This window comes from Caballeronia sp. LZ035, from assembly GCF_031451175.1.
Classification (GTDB): domain Bacteria; phylum Pseudomonadota; class Gammaproteobacteria; order Burkholderiales; family Burkholderiaceae; genus Caballeronia.
The window spans coordinates 720,320-734,211 of record NZ_JARUXS010000003.1; the positions used below are offsets into that span (position 1 = coordinate 720,320).

A 13,892-nucleotide genomic window follows, 5' to 3' on the forward strand; every position below is an offset into this window, starting at 1 on the left:
CTATGCCTATCACCTGGGCAGCTTCGAGCCCTTGGCGATGCAGACGCACGATGGCCAATCAAAGCAAATTTACTTCTATCAAACCGACCCGAACGGCGCTCCAATACGCTTGCGCGATGCGAACGGCGAGATCGTATGGGAAGTACACTACGGTGTGACCGGCGGCGTCGACCAAGTCGAGACGCAACGCATCGAGCAACCGATTCGCTTGCAAGGTCAATACGAGGACGAAGAGAGCGGGCTGAGATACAACCGGTACAGATACTTTGATCCGGATACCGGCAATTTCGCAAGTCAAGACCCGATTGGCCTGATCGGAGGTGTTAATCCGTATCGATTTGCGCCTAATATGTTCGGGTGGGCTGATCCGCTGGGTCTCAGATCTTGTAATGAGCATTTTGACACGCGGCAAGAAGCTTTGGATGCCGCATACAAAAAAGCCAGAATTTCAAAGAGTATGCAGCCCGATGCAGTGTGGGAAGTAGGAGATGACGTGATGAGACGAGGTACGTCAGGCTATCTTTATACGCAAGACAAAGGAACGCATGGACGATATATGCAGTTCGAAACGGATCGTGGATCTATTGTAATTTCGGAGCATCTCAATGACGGCGATCCGCATTTTCATGCGGGTCAGCCCAAGGGCGACTCAACACGGAATTACGTTGATTTCGGTTGGGGAGGAAGTGTTAATTCAGCGGAACGGTATTCGCAAATTGGCGGTGGGCATCATCTGTACTATCCGGGGGAAGAGTGAGAGTCGAGATCGTTTCGCGTTTGCAGGCGTACTTCCGAGAGCGCCCCATGGTTTCTTTCTCGGGGACTTTCAGTGACGTACCTAACCTGACGCCTGGCCAGGCGTGGGCATATGTGGCGCGCGTCGCAGCGCAACCATCAATCGTATTTTCTGGTGATCGTATCGAAGATGCGTCGACTTGCTGGTGGACAATCGTCGAGTCTTTCCTATCAACTTCAGATGCAGAGTCCTCCATTCGCTGCCTGATTTCAATCGGCGAGTTGGGGGCGTTGCCGTGGGCGCTCATTGACATTCCATTAGGAACTTCCGTTCTTGAAACCTTGGCGATCAACGAAGGGTGCCCGGAATTCATCATCACCAATACTTCCGGTAATGTATTTCTGGCTGTTAGCAGTGAAGAAGATGAAATCTGGATTTATCTTGTTGAGAATAACGATTCCAGCCTGACGACCAGGGTATTGAATTCTACGTAACAATGCCTAAAAGATGAGTGCTCGTCTCGGTGGTGGCTCTTGTGTCCAGAATTTTGCCTCTGTATCAGAGCGTCGTAGAAGCTACTCCGGCATGTAGCCCGAAGCGGGGGCGCAACGGCGAAGCGCGCTTCTTTAAGAGTCATCAGCGGCAATTTGATCGCGGCAGGCCGGTTGGCTATCCGGCAAAGTGGCGCCCATGACGTTCTGCGTCTCGAATGGGATGCATTAGCGCGCGCCTGAGTTTCGCAAGCTGTGGTTCAAGAGGGCGCAGCGTACTCGCGGCCTGCGCTGCGACGATGGAAGGGGAAGGCAAATGTGTCAGGGTAAGTGAGATCGCGTACCTGAACACAACGTCCTTGTGCGAGTCCATGCCCCGATTCTCCGTTTCCACATGGAGGTGGTCTGAAGCCTCGGTAAGGGCATAACCAGCCCGCAATCCAAGCGGCCAGCCCGATGGCAGTTCACCGAGTTCCGACCATTGAAGCTCCGCCTCCAACACCCCGACCCGTCCCCCCTTAAGTCCCACTTAAGACTCGCCCCTTACGGTAGCGGGCTCCTTCGCCCGCCTCCGTCGCTACCTCCATGCCGCCGCACTCGCCATCGCATCCCCGTCTGACGCGCAGCTGAACGCGTCATGACCCGATTCCATCTGCTCTTCCTCATCTTTCTGTTCGCGAGTCTCGTGCCGCTCATCGCGCACGCGAAGCGCGCCATGTCGAAACCGCTCGTGCAGGCACGCGCCGCGATCGCCGTCGATCTCGCGACCGGGCGCACGCTCTACGCGCGCCACGCCGACCAGCGCCTGCCCATCGCCTCGCTGACCAAGCTGCTCACGGCCATGGTCGTGCTCGACTCGAAGCGTTCCCTGATCAAGCCCGCGCGCATCACCGACGCCGATGTCGACCGCCTCAAGTGGTCGCGCTCGCGCCTGCCCGTGGGCTCGCTGCTGCTGCGCCGGACGATGCTGCATATCGCGTTGATGTCGTCGGAGAACCGGGCGGCGTTCGCGCTGAGCCGCGACTATGCCGGAGGGCGCCCCGGCTTCGTACGCGCGATGAACCGCACCGCGAAGCGCCTGCACATGCAGCGCAGCCATTTCGTCGATCCGACCGGCCTCTCGCCGCACAACGTCTCGACGGCGCGCGACCTCACGAAGCTGGCCCGCGCGGCGTATCGCTATTCAACGATCCGCGACTATGCGACCTCGCATCACAAGCTCGTGCTCGGCGGCGCGGGTCCGCTGATGTATCGCAACACGGATCCGCTGGTGTACAACGCGGCATGGCGCGTCGGCTTGCAGAAGACCGGCTTCACGAACGAGGCCGGGCATTGCCTCATCGTGATTGCGCCGGTGCACGGGCGGCAGGTCGTCTTCGTGATTCTCGGCGCACCCGACGCGCACGCGCACGTCCAGGATGCCGTGAACCTGCGCAGCTGGCTCATGAAGCGCTAGGGCATTCAAGTTGCACCACCCGGAGAGCAGGCGATGACAACGCGGCATCTCGTATCGATGATCGGCTTGTGCATGGTGATCGCGGCGTGCTCGCGGCACGACAGCGTGTTCGCGCGCTCGCCGGTGTTCAGGGAACGCACGGCGGCGAACGTGTCGGAAGTGGCCGAGTGCATCGCCGGGCGCTGGAAGAACGGCACGCGCGAATTCAGCCGCGTGAAGCACGACGGCGCGGTCCGGCTGCGCGGCGAGACCTACTTCAAGGGCGTGACCATCGGCGTGAGTGTGAGGAAAGAGGCGGGCTCGACGCTCGTCGAATACTTCGAGCGGCGCGTCGCCGATCCGCTCTACGCGACGATGGTGCGCGGTTGCCTGAATCCTTCCTGACTCAATACGCTCACGCCGTGACGAGCGAGTCTCCGGTGAGCGGATGGTCGTCGATCGGAAAGTGCAGCAGCGCCGCAACCAGGCCTGCGACAGCGGTGGCGCCCCAGATCAGCGAGTAGGAACCGGTGGTATCGAACACATAGCCGCCGAGCCATGCGCCGAGGAACGAGCCCAATTGATGGCTCAGGAACACCACGCCGAACAGCGTGCCGAGATGGCGCGTGCCGAACACCTTCGCGATCAGGCCATTGGTGAGCGGCACGGTGCCGAGCCAGGTCAGGCCCATGACGGCGGCGAACAGCACCACGGACACACTCGTGGTCGGCAACAGCACGAACAGTGCAATGGTGCCGCCGCGGATCAGGTAGAGCCAGGCCAGTATGTGATGTTGGCGCCAGCGTCCGCCGAGCCAGCCGCATCCCCAGCTGCCGATCATGTTGAAGAAGCCGATGAGCGCAAGCGCCGTCGCGCCGAGTCCCACCGGCATGTGACAGAGCAGCAGATAGCCGGGCAGGTGCGTCGCGATGAACGCGAGCTGGAAGCCGCAAGTAAAGAACCCGAGCGTCAGCAGCCGGTAGCCGCGATGGCGCGCCGCATATGCGAGCGTCTCGCGCAGCGGCAACGACGCGGGCTGAGCCTGAGCCTTTTCTTGAGCCTGCACCTTGCGCCTTCGACTGGCACGATCCAGCACGATGCCCAGCGGCGCGATCAGCAGCAGCACGAAGGCGAGTGCATACAGCGATGCCGGCACACCCGCGTGCACGCGCACGGCCTGGGCGAACGGCACCATCAGCACTTGCCCGAGCGAGCCGCCCGCGCTGGCGAGACCCATCGCGAGGCTGCGGGTTTCCGGCGACGCGACGCGTCCCACCGTCGCGAGCACGACGCCGAAGCTCGTGCAACTGATCCCGATGCCGACCAGCAGGCCGAGCCCGAGCATCAGCATCCATCCCGACGTGGCCGCGCCCGCGATGGCGAGTCCGCAGGCGAAGGTCGCGGCGCCGAAAGCGACCACGGGTGCGGCGCCGTAGCGGTCGGCGGCGGCGCCCGCGAACGGCTGCGCAAAGCCCCAGACGAGATTGTGCAGCGCAATGGCAAAGGCGATCAGCGTGACCGGCAGGCCGCGATCGAAGGAAAACGGGCCGATGAACAGCCCGAAAGTCTGCCGCACGCCCATGGCGGCGCTCAGGATCAGCCCGGCCGCGCCGATCAGCGCCCAGGCCGCGACGCGCGAGCGGTTTCCATCGAACGAAAGTGACGACATGGACGGTGTTCCTCCTTGCCGCGCATCGTCGCAGGCGACCAGGCGTGCTGACAAACGAAAAGTTTTCGCGGGCGGATGAACGCAGTTCAACCGCAGTTCAACCACGCGGCTCGCTCACGTCGAACCCGGCCGCCTGCTCGATCAGCCACGCCTTGAACGCGGCGAGATCGGCGCGTTCACGGGCCTGCGGCGTGTCGCACAACCAGTAGGCGGTTTGCGTTTCGACCACCGTCGCCGATGCCTGCACCAGCGTGCCCTGCGCCAGTTCGCGCTCGGCCAGCGGCAGCCGGCCGATCACCACGCCGAGTCCGGCCGCGGCCGCCTCGAAGCCCAGTTGCACGGTGTCGAAGCGCAGGCCGCCGCGCAGATCGAGTCCCGCCATGCCCGCGCCGTCCAGCCATGCCTGCCAGTCCTGGCTGGCGGTATCGACGTGGATCAGCGTCGCGCGCGTGAGATCCGGTGCCTCGCCGCCCATGGCGAGCGTCGCGCGGCAGGCAGGGCTGCACAGCGGCACAAGCCGCTCACCGAACAGCCGCAGCCACGCGGCGCCGTCCACCGGGCCGCGGCTCAGGCGCAGGCCGAAATCGAAGCCATCGACGGGAAAGCCCGCCTGCCGCCGCGACGTATCGATGCTCACGTCGATATCCGGCCAGCGCGCGCGGAAGTCCGCGAGACGCGGCACCAGCCAGCGGGCCGCGAGCGTCGGCGCGCAGGTGACGGAGATGGAGCGGCGGTTGCGCCGGTCGGGCAGCGAACGGGTGCCGATGGCGATCAGCGAAAACGCCTCGGCGATGTAGGGCAGATAAAGCTCGCCGGCCGCGCTGAGCGACAGGCCGCGCGGCTCGCGCACGAACAACTCGACGCCGAGCATGTCCTCCAGGGCGCCGATGCCGTGACTCACGGCGCCCGGCGTGACGTTCAGTTCAGCCGCGGCGAGTTTGAAGCTGCGATGGCGCGCGGCGCATTCGAACAGGCGCAGCGCATTGAGCGGAGGAAGGCGAACGGGCATGGAGGACCGGGAGCGACGGCGTTGCTGCCTAGTGTGCCATCGCTCCGTCAGCGCCGCCCGACGATGCCGTGCTTACGCCGCCAGCGCTTCGTCGTCGGTTTCGAGGTTGGCGAGCGAGTCCGCGTGCTCGCGGATCAGCCGGTACACGGTTTCGCCTGGCACGGTCTCCTCGTCGAGCAATTGCTCGGCGATCGACCGCAGGACCGGCGCGTTCGCCTGCAACAGCGCGAAGCAGGCTGCGCTGAGGTCGTGCAGCAGCGCGTTCGCGTGCTCGATGGAGTCCTTCAGTTGCAGCCCCGCGTACTGCTGCGGCAGCGCCGCGAGACTGAAGAGGTTGCCGTCGGCGTTGAAGCCGTGCTTCGACACCATGTCGAGCCCGATGCGCGACGCTTCCTGCAAGTCGTGCGCGGCGCCGCTCGATGCTTCGTTGAACATCAGCAGTTCGGCATTGCGTCCGCCGAGCAGCACCTGGATCTCGTTGCGCAGTTCGGTCTCGCGATACAGATGCTTGTCCTGCATCTTCGTGATCAGCGCGACGCCGAGCGCGCCGCCGCGCGGCAGGATCGTGACTTCCTCCAGAACGCCGGTGCCGAGCAGCGCCGCCACGAGTCCATGACCCGCCTCGTGTACCGCGATGCGCGTACGTTCGTCGTCGGAGAGCGCGCGTTCCGCGCCGTTGATGTCGCCGATCCGCGCGATCTTGATCGCTTCCAGGAAGTGCGCGGCCGCGACTTCCCGCGTGCCGGCCTTGCGCGCGACAAGGCCCGCCTGGTTGACGATCATCGAGAGCGACGCCGGCGAAAGGCCCGTGGTGAGCCGCGCGAGCTGTTCGAAGTCGATGTCGTCGCTCTTGTGCTTCAGGTTATCCGCGTAGAAGCGCAGGATCTCGGAACGGTCTTCGAGGCTCGGCAGGCGCACCTGCACCGTGCGGTCGAAGCGGCCGGGACGGCGCAGCGCTTCGTCGAGATTGTCCGGATGATTGGTCGCCGCGACGATGATCACGCCTTCATTCGACGCGAAACCGTCCATCTCCGCGAGCAGCTGGTTGATGATGCGGTTGCTTTCGGCTTCGACCGGGCCGCCGCCCGTGTCGGTGCGCTTGCCGAGGCCGTCGGCTTCGTCGATGAAGATGACGGTCGGCGCATTCTTGCGCGCCAGTTCGAACAGATGCTTGACCTTCTGGATGCCGACGCCGTAGTACTTCGCGCTGAAGTAGCTACCCGTGATGGCGATGAAGTTCGCGCCGCATTCGCCCGCCAGCGCCTGCGCAAGGCGCGTCTTGCCGACGCCCGGACCGCCCGTCATCAGGATGCCGCACGGCGCGCGCACGCCCATGCCGCTGAACTGCGCAGGCTCGGAAAGAAAGGCGCGGACGTCGGTGAGCGCGGCTTTCGCTTCGCCGGCGCCGATCACGTCGTCGAAACGCAGCGTCGGCGACTTGCCGAGCAACTGCGCGCCACCGCGCATCTCGCGGCGCATGAACCACAGCAGGCCGCCGATCATCAGCAGCGGCAGCAGCAGGCTGAGTGCATCGCGCGAACGGTCGAACAGTTCGCCCCAGCGCGCCGTGCCGGTGCGCACGTCGGCGTCCGGCAGCCAGACCAGTTGATACGGCGTGGCGCTGCCGGGCTTCAGCTCGCCGAGCAGCAGGGAATTCGAGAAGGCGCCGTTGTGATCGGCGACATAGTATTTGGCGCCGTTCAGTGTCGAGACGAGGATCGCCTCGCGGCTTACGCCAATGGCCTTGACCTGGCCGGCGCGGATATCGGCCAGCATGGCGGACGCATCCTTCTCCTGATGCGACCACGCCGACGCGTCATGCCGCATCTGATGCGCGACGCCGGTCAGGGCAGCGCCCGAGGGCGCTGCGAGGCGCTGTTCGTGCCGCCAGTGGACAAAGCCGACGGCGGCCACGAGCGCGACGACGAGCACGCCGCACGCGACAAGGCGGCCGACGCGCGACCGCAGCGAATTCCTTACCGATTTCATCAATTCGTTCCTAATGGGGCCGCGATGGCGCCGCACTCAAAGCTTTCGTCGGGGACTCAGACATCCGGGCGTGCCGGACTCGTGCTCACGGTGGCGGGATGCCTGCCGTGCGCGCCGCGAATCGTGTGGCGCTTAGATGGCAAGGCGATCGACCTTGAACCGCAGATCGTCAACCATGCGGGCATGGCCCTGTTCGGGAGGCTCCGCTGGAATGGTGCCCGTATTGCATGACCATTCAATAACGCGGAACGGCACGAGGGACGGGAGCGGGCCCGCGCCTTGTCGATTTAACGTCCTGTTTTTATTTAACGGCAGACGGTCCGCGTAATTTAACGGCCGTTCGCAGGCGGGCGCTCCACGCTCGCAAATCGATGCAGGTTCGATGGCGTACGCAAGGGCGGAGGCAAGGATAGCACGGCAAAACTGTCCGCTCCATCCGGTAAGGAATACTGCTTGCTTGTCCACGTTTTGCTGACAGGCACGTTCCGTGCGACAGGCGAAGCGCGGAACATTCGATAACCCCCGGGAGATACCGTCATGCTCTACTACGCGCTGGTCTTCTTCATCATCGCGATCATCGCCGCCGCGCTCGGCTTCGGTGGCATTGCCGCGGGAGCGGCAAGCATCGCGAAGATCCTGTTCTTCATCTTCCTCGTGATCTTCCTCGTCACGCTGGTGATGGGCCTGATGAGGCGATGACGCTTCTGTTGGCCAGCGTCGTGTCCGCACCACGCGGCACGACGCGTTGTGTTGTCTGAGTTCCCCTGTCTTTCATTTCACCCACCGTTCGCTTCGACGGGCCTTCCAATAGCGACGCGCGCGTCTCGCATAGTCCGCAAACGGCGGATTGATGAACAGCACCCATGCGCCCAGCGTCAATGCGCCGCACACGAGAAACGTGCCGCGATAGCCCAGCGCCGCGACCAGCACACCCGACAGCACACCCGACAGGATCGAGCCGACGCGCGATGCATTGAAGAACAATGCCGTCGCGGCGCCCGGGCTGCGCGGCATCAGGTCCTGCATGTAGGTCATGCCGAGGCACGACGTCACTGAAACCACGAAGGCGCTGAAGGCTTGCATCGGAATCAGGATGTGAATGCCGGGCGACGCCGCGACCGCGACGAAGTACACCATGTGCACGGCGGCGCTGGCGGCGAGCCAGCGCTGTTTGTCGAGGCGCGAGCCGCGTGCGCCGAGCGCCAGCATCATCGGGATTTCAAGGAAGGCGCCGAGACCCAGCATGATGGACACGTCGATGCGCGTACCGTGCATGCCATGTACGACATAGAGCGGCAGCACGATCATGGTCGCGCTGGCGGCGAGACCGATGAGCGTCAGCGCCACCGTGGCGCGCCAGATGTCCGCGCGCGGATGCGAGAGGCCGGCGTGCGGCGGCGCGAGCGTGTCGGTGTCGGGCGCGGTGACTTCCAGCAGCGACGCAGGGTCGCCGGCGTAATGGGCGGGCGCGCTATGCGGGTCGCCCTTCGGTGAGTCGTGCATGCGCCAGACGATCACGCCGCATGCCGCGAAGCAGGCCGCCGCGAACAGGAAGAGGCCGTAGAAGCCCGCTCCGGCCAGCACGAGGGCGCCCACCGACGGACCGAACACCCATGCCATGGAAAGCATCGTGCGCAACGTGGCGAGCGCGAATGCGCGCTGGGCTGCGTCTTCGATGGGCAGCGCGGCGCGTGCGAAGGAGAACACCAGCGACATGGCCGCGCCGCCCGCGCCGAGGAATGCGATGCCGATGCTCATCAGCCCCGCGTAGTTGCGCACCAGGCACAGCAGCAGGAAGCCGAGCGCCGAGGCAATCAAGGCCGCCAGCAACAACTCGCGATGATGCCCGCGACGATCCGTCCATTTGCCCGCGAAGGCGCTCGCCACGACGCCGCTCGCTGCGATCATCGTCATGAAAAGGCCGAGTTGCAGCGGTGTCATGCCGGCTTGCTCGACGCTGAACAACGACAGGTACGGCGCGGTGAACGACATGGCGATGCCCAGCATCAGTGTCGCGGCGGACAGCGGCAGGAAGAACGGAATGCGGGCGAGGCTGAGCAGGCGGGCGTTCATCGGGCGGGGAAGGGTGGGCCGTGGCGTTCGAAACGTGCAAGGCCCGCAAGCGGTGTTCCGCGCACTTCACAAGACAAAGCACAAGGCAAGGACACACGGGCCAGTGCGCAGTGTGCCTATCGTTGGATGGTTTTGCTGTAACAAAAGTATTCGCACGCTTCGCCGCTGCGGTCACTGCTTCGTGTGATCCACGGATGAAAGCCCGCTCCGCAGACTCCATCGGGCGATTTGCGGCTTCATTGGACAGCGCCTATAGTGAATAACGCTTGAATCAACGCGGCCATGCCGCATCGTCGTTGCTCTGTTGCATGGCCCACTCCCCGGAACCGCAAGCAGACTGATGGAGGTGCTTCCATGGAACGCGAGACCCGGCTTCAATCGTCGTTGCATGCGCGGCTGCAGACCCGGACGTCCTATTTCGTCACGCTGGGCGGCGTTGGCCATGCCACGCTCGCCTTCGATCTCGCCACGGTCGACATGACGCCCGAACAGGACGCCATCGTGCGCAAGCTGTTCAGCCAGAACCCTGTCGCGGTCGCCGCCGATGGCGAACACGTGGCCGCACGCGAAGCAGGCCAGGAAGGCCCTGCGAGCAAGCATTTGACGCCCGCCGAGTTCGAGAGCATCCGCAAGCTCGGCGTGCGCCTCGGTACGCAAGGCGTGCTGTCCGCCACCGCGTGCGATTTCTGTCTGCATTGCGTGAAGCTGGAGGCCTTGCCGAATGCGGGCGCCGGGCTCAACACGTGACGCCTGCGATACCTGCGGCGACGGTGTCCGCACCGGACGTCGATGAGATCGCGCAACGCAGCGCCGACCGTCTCATCCTGAGCGGAGCCGGCATCGATGAACGGCTGGCGTTCCTGACGACACTGCCGTCCGCGTCTTCTGCGCGCCTCTATGGCGCCATGCTGTACGAGGACGTGGACCGGTCCCGGCCACCGGCCATCGCCCTGCCGCTCACACCGCTCGCACCGCTCGCACCGCATGCGTACATGGCCGCGCGATTGACCGCGCGCGGGTGGGTTCTGGCGCACCCGGTCCACGAATGCATGTATGCACTCGCTCGTGCTGTCGCGACGGCGTCGGCGCTCGACGTGATGCGCTGGCGTATCGTACTCGGAGCGATGTCGGCCGAGCGTGACTGGACAAGCGCCAGCGCGCGACTATTGCAGCAGAGCAGACGCGCGTGGCTCATGCTCATGCGGCTGTCCGATGACGAACGTCTTCTCCATGAGAGGCGGGTGCTCAGCGCGCTTCGGGCCGGTGCATGACATCGTGCCTGCCCGCTGACGCGATCGCGCAACGCCTGTTGCTGGGCCTCGGATGGATCAGCCAGAACCTCGATCAATTCGCGGTCACGAACCCGCAGGAGGGCGAGCGCGCGTTTTCGAAAAGCAGTGTCGCGCGTCTGAAGCCGATCTCGGAGCTCGCACTGACGCTTGCCATGCTCAAGCGATGCAGCCTGCGCGTGCCGTTTCTCGACAGCGCCGCGGACTGGGTATGGCGCGAATGCCGTCAGGGCCGCGAACTGACCCGCTTGCTGCTTGCCCGGAACGACTTCCTGCCCGCCTGCGCGCTCTACGTGCCGCTCCATCAACTCGGCTACCGGTGCGCGGCGCTCGATGCGGTGCTGCGGATGCTCGCCCGGTCGGACATGGCGCGCGCGCTGCCCCTGGCGCCGTGGTCGATGCTGGCGATGCGCTACAACCTGTGGCAGCTCGGACTGGCGACGTGGCCGTGCGGGCGCGCGCTGGATCTGTACATCGAAGCGCGGCCGGAGCCGTGGGTCGTGTCGGGCGAAGTAGCCTACGCGATCACCCATGAAGTGTTCTATCTGACCGACTTCGGATTCCGTCCGCTGGAGAACCCGGAGGTCGATGACTATCTGCGGGTATGGACGCCGTATTGGGCAGAGCGATTCTTCGCAGACGGCGACGACGACCTGACCGCCGAGTTCGCGATGGTGTCCGCCTGTCTGCACCGCAACGACGCAGCGGACGCTGCGACGCGTCTGCTGTCTGCGGTGCTGGCGCATCAGATGCCGGACGGCTCGGTGGCGGGGCCGGAGGGCGCGGGAAGCTTCCTGCACGCCGCGGACGATACGCCCGCCCGGCGTCGTTTCCTGAGCCGCTATCACACGACGCTCGTCGTGCTGATGGCGGCCGCGCTGACGTTGAGGCCTCGCATCGAGTCAGGCGCGCCGGGAGCGGGTCTTGCGCAGGGCGGCGAGCGAAGCGGGACGCCATGACGATGCACCGCCCTCCACGGCATCGGGCCTGGCCAGCTGCCGATGATGCGCGTCATCCTCGCGGTCACCGTAGAGCATCGTGACGTTGATGCGGTGATGCTCGTAGCCGGGGCGGAAATTCACCTGCGCGGTGGCGTGAAACAGATCGGAGTTGAAAATGACTGCGCGGTTCTGTCGATACGGAATGGTGACCGCGGCCGACTGCTGTCGCCGCAGGAATGGCGTGATCCGGTCCGAGCCGTTGTAGGTATCGAAATCCCAGTGCATGGGCGCATCCACGTCGTACACGACCAGGCCGCCCGAAGCAGGGTCCAGGTTGGACTCGTCCGGCGTGATCCAGAAGTTCACGTTGACGGCGGCGAAGTCCGCGTGCGTCGTGACGCCGGCAGGAAGCGGCTGCGTATTCTTGAAGCCCCAGATCTGGCGAAGCGGATAGCGGCTGCCGATCACGTGCGGCAACGCATCGCGAAGCTCTTCCGCGATCTGCAGCAGAAGCGGGCAGTTGAAGCCGTCCTGGAAGAACGCGCCCAGCCGGCCATGCGCATAGCGGTTGTGAAACCAGATCGTGGATTCGAGGCAGAACCTGCGCAATCCGTCGAGTGCCTCGGGGGACAGAAAGTCGTCCACGACCGCCATGCCCGGCCGCTGATCGAGATACTGGCGTTCAGCGGTCCGGCTGTCCCAGCTGCCGGACAGCGCCCGCGTCACGCGGCCGGCCGGACACAGGTGAACCAGGCGATTGTACGAGTCGCGCAGGGCGTCATGCTCCTCGCCGTCGATGGGCACGCGCAGGTCTTCGCCGCGTGTCGCCATGCCTTCGACGACGCGACGATAGGCGTCGATCGTCTGAATGAAGTCGTCTTTCAGCCAACCCTGGTTGCGCAAGTACTCGAATTGCTCGATGTCGTGACGCAGTTTCGGAATGGAGAGGGGAATAGGCGGTAAAGTCGGGACCGGTACGCCATCCTGCATTGCGGTCCCCGAGCGGCCCCAGCGCAGTTCGGCCGCGATCGCCGCATAGCGGCCCGCCAGCGTGAGGTCGCGCGAGCACAGCGCCTCCTTGACCCGTTGCGCAAGCGAGGCCAGGCCTTCCTTGCTGTGGGCTTCGGCCCGCCAGAGCGGCAGGCTCTCTTCTTCACGGCCCAACTGGACGAGCAGCACGGCAAGTTGCTGTCTTGTTCTGGCGAGTGAAGGGTCCACGGCAAGCGCCGCCTGAAAGTGCCGCACGGCGTCCTCGTGCCTGCCTTGCATCTCGCGCAGCCTGCCCAGGTAATGCAGGAGCAGCGGATGACAGGCATCGAGCGCCAGCGCCATGGTCAGATGTGCTTCGGCATCGGCATGACGCTGACGCTCGAACGATCTGCGAGCCAGTTGCAGCAGCCGCGCGACTTCCGCCGAGGTTGCCGGCCCCTGCCCCGACACTTCTTGCAATGCATCCATGCCACCCTCCCGTGAACGGGCGTCTTCGACCGTGCCGCGCTGACTGGTGCAATCAGGGGCGTTGCCGTTGCGCAGGCTCCGCAAACGACACATCGAGCGCGCCGCTGTTGCGGAGTCCGGCTGCATACTGCGCGAGTTCATCGAGCGTCACCATCACGTAACGCGGTGCGAACTCTCTGGCTTGTTCCGCCGAGAAACGGTCATCCACCTGCATCTGAGGATGCGTGATGAGGTAGGTCTTCCAGGTGATCGCCGTCAAGGTGCTGCCGGTCCCGCCGTCCCCGGTGCCGCCGTCACCTCCGTCACCGCCATCGCCGCCGTCACCGCCGGCGACTTCAGCCAGTGCACGGAGATTGATGAAGAAATGCAGCAGATCTTCGTCGAAGCGAACCAGGGCATTGCCTTCCAGCGAACTCCGCAGCAGCGCGAAGATGGCATGACGACTGCCGTTTTCCGCTATGGCCTCGGCAAGATCGCGCATGAATTGCGGCCCGGATGGAACCTCGTCACGATGCTCGTCGGCATAGCCGTGCAACCAGGCGAGCAACTGACGATCGGACAGAACCGCGTAGATCAGCTGGTTGCTGGCCGAGCTGCTGTCGGCGGGCGGCTCGCTGCCAAAGACATATTCATGCAGCACCTGCGAGGGATTGGTGATGAACTGCTGCCGCAGCAGGAAATCATTCGACATCGCCTGAAACAGGGCATCAGTCCGTCGCACCGTCGCGACACGTCTGAGAACTGGCGATTCATGTTGGCTGTTCATCGAATTCTCCATGGAAGAAAGCGTGCAATGGTTAAG

At 64.5% G+C, this 13,892-nt stretch carries 14 protein-coding genes; 8 read left to right on the plus strand and 6 right to left on the minus strand.

Annotated elements, in window-relative coordinates; translation table 11 throughout:
• The 4 genes from QCE88_RS26205 to QCE88_RS26220 all read left to right on the plus strand — a co-directional run.
• Nucleotides 1-757: RHS repeat-associated core domain-containing protein (locus QCE88_RS26205; RefSeq protein ID WP_309907791.1), on the plus strand; the 757-nt coding region annotated here is incomplete at its 5' end.
• Between the two features lie 47 nt (nucleotides 758-804).
• Nucleotides 805-1,230 carry a hypothetical protein gene (locus QCE88_RS26210; RefSeq protein ID WP_309907792.1) on the plus strand — a complete coding sequence of 142 codons (426 nt, stop codon included), beginning with the start codon at nucleotides 805-807 and terminating at the stop codon, nucleotides 1,228-1,230.
• A 634-nt stretch (nucleotides 1,231-1,864) separates the two neighbouring features.
• On the plus strand, nucleotides 1,865-2,683 hold the full coding sequence (locus QCE88_RS26215; protein ID WP_309907793.1) for a serine hydrolase: 819 nt from the start codon (nucleotides 1,865-1,867) through the stop codon (nucleotides 2,681-2,683).
• 33 nt (nucleotides 2,684-2,716) lie between these two features.
• Nucleotides 2,717-3,067, plus strand: coding sequence for a hypothetical protein (locus QCE88_RS26220; protein ID WP_309907794.1), 351 nt, complete (start codon nucleotides 2,717-2,719; stop codon nucleotides 3,065-3,067).
• A 10-nt stretch (nucleotides 3,068-3,077) separates the two neighbouring features.
• Here the strand turns inward: QCE88_RS26220 and QCE88_RS26225 are convergent, their stop codons facing one another.
• The 3 genes from QCE88_RS26225 to QCE88_RS26235 form a co-directional block, all read right to left on the minus strand.
• Nucleotides 3,078-4,331, minus strand: a complete 1,254-nt coding sequence (locus tag QCE88_RS26225; protein ID WP_309907795.1) for an MFS transporter — start codon at nucleotides 4,329-4,331, stop codon at nucleotides 3,078-3,080.
• A 97-nt stretch (nucleotides 4,332-4,428) separates the two neighbouring features.
• On the minus strand, nucleotides 4,429-5,340 hold the full coding sequence (locus QCE88_RS26230) for a LysR substrate-binding domain-containing protein (RefSeq protein WP_309907796.1): 912 nt from the start codon (nucleotides 5,338-5,340) through the stop codon (nucleotides 4,429-4,431).
• A gap of 72 nt (nucleotides 5,341-5,412) precedes the next feature.
• The gene (locus tag QCE88_RS26235) at nucleotides 5,413-7,329 is read right to left on the minus strand and encodes an AAA family ATPase (RefSeq protein WP_309907797.1); all 1,917 of its coding nucleotides are present in this window, start codon (nucleotides 7,327-7,329) and stop codon (nucleotides 5,413-5,415) included.
• Between the two features lie 537 nt (nucleotides 7,330-7,866).
• On the opposite strand from QCE88_RS26235, the gene QCE88_RS26240 reads away from it, so the two are divergent.
• Nucleotides 7,867-8,028, plus strand: coding sequence for a DUF1328 family protein (locus tag QCE88_RS26240; protein ID WP_035508907.1), 162 nt, complete (start codon nucleotides 7,867-7,869; stop codon nucleotides 8,026-8,028).
• A gap of 72 nt (nucleotides 8,029-8,100) precedes the next feature.
• On the opposite strand, the gene QCE88_RS26245 is transcribed toward QCE88_RS26240, so the two are convergent.
• Nucleotides 8,101-9,402, minus strand: coding sequence for a sugar efflux transporter (locus tag QCE88_RS26245; protein WP_309907798.1), 1,302 nt, complete (start codon nucleotides 9,400-9,402; stop codon nucleotides 8,101-8,103).
• Nucleotides 9,403-9,756: 354 nt separating this feature from the next.
• Between QCE88_RS26245 and QCE88_RS26250 the strand changes: the two genes are divergently transcribed.
• The 3 genes from QCE88_RS26250 to QCE88_RS26260 are packed head-to-tail and all read left to right on the plus strand — an operon-like array spanning nucleotide 9,757 to nucleotide 11,650.
• Nucleotides 9,757-10,149, plus strand: a complete 393-nt coding sequence (locus QCE88_RS26250; RefSeq protein ID WP_309907799.1) for a hypothetical protein — start codon at nucleotides 9,757-9,759, stop codon at nucleotides 10,147-10,149.
• A 23-nt stretch (nucleotides 10,150-10,172) separates the two neighbouring features.
• The gene (locus QCE88_RS26255; protein ID WP_309907800.1) at nucleotides 10,173-10,673 is read left to right on the plus strand and encodes a hypothetical protein; all 501 of its coding nucleotides are present in this window, start codon (nucleotides 10,173-10,175) and stop codon (nucleotides 10,671-10,673) included.
• A complete protein-coding gene (locus tag QCE88_RS26260; RefSeq protein WP_309907801.1) occupies nucleotides 10,670-11,650 on the plus strand; it encodes a DUF6895 family protein in 981 nt (326 codons plus the stop codon). The genes QCE88_RS26255 and QCE88_RS26260 overlap by 4 nt, the downstream gene beginning before the upstream one ends.
• Here QCE88_RS26260 and QCE88_RS26265 read toward each other — a convergent pair.
• A complete protein-coding gene (locus QCE88_RS26265) occupies nucleotides 11,594-13,090 on the minus strand; it encodes a tetratricopeptide repeat protein (RefSeq protein WP_309907802.1) in 1,497 nt (498 codons plus the stop codon). The genes QCE88_RS26260 and QCE88_RS26265 overlap by 57 nt on opposite strands.
• A 52-nt stretch (nucleotides 13,091-13,142) precedes the next feature.
• On the minus strand, nucleotides 13,143-13,856 hold the full coding sequence (locus QCE88_RS26270; protein WP_309907803.1) for a hypothetical protein: 714 nt from the start codon (nucleotides 13,854-13,856) through the stop codon (nucleotides 13,143-13,145).
• Nucleotides 13,857-13,892 lie beyond the last annotated feature (36 nt).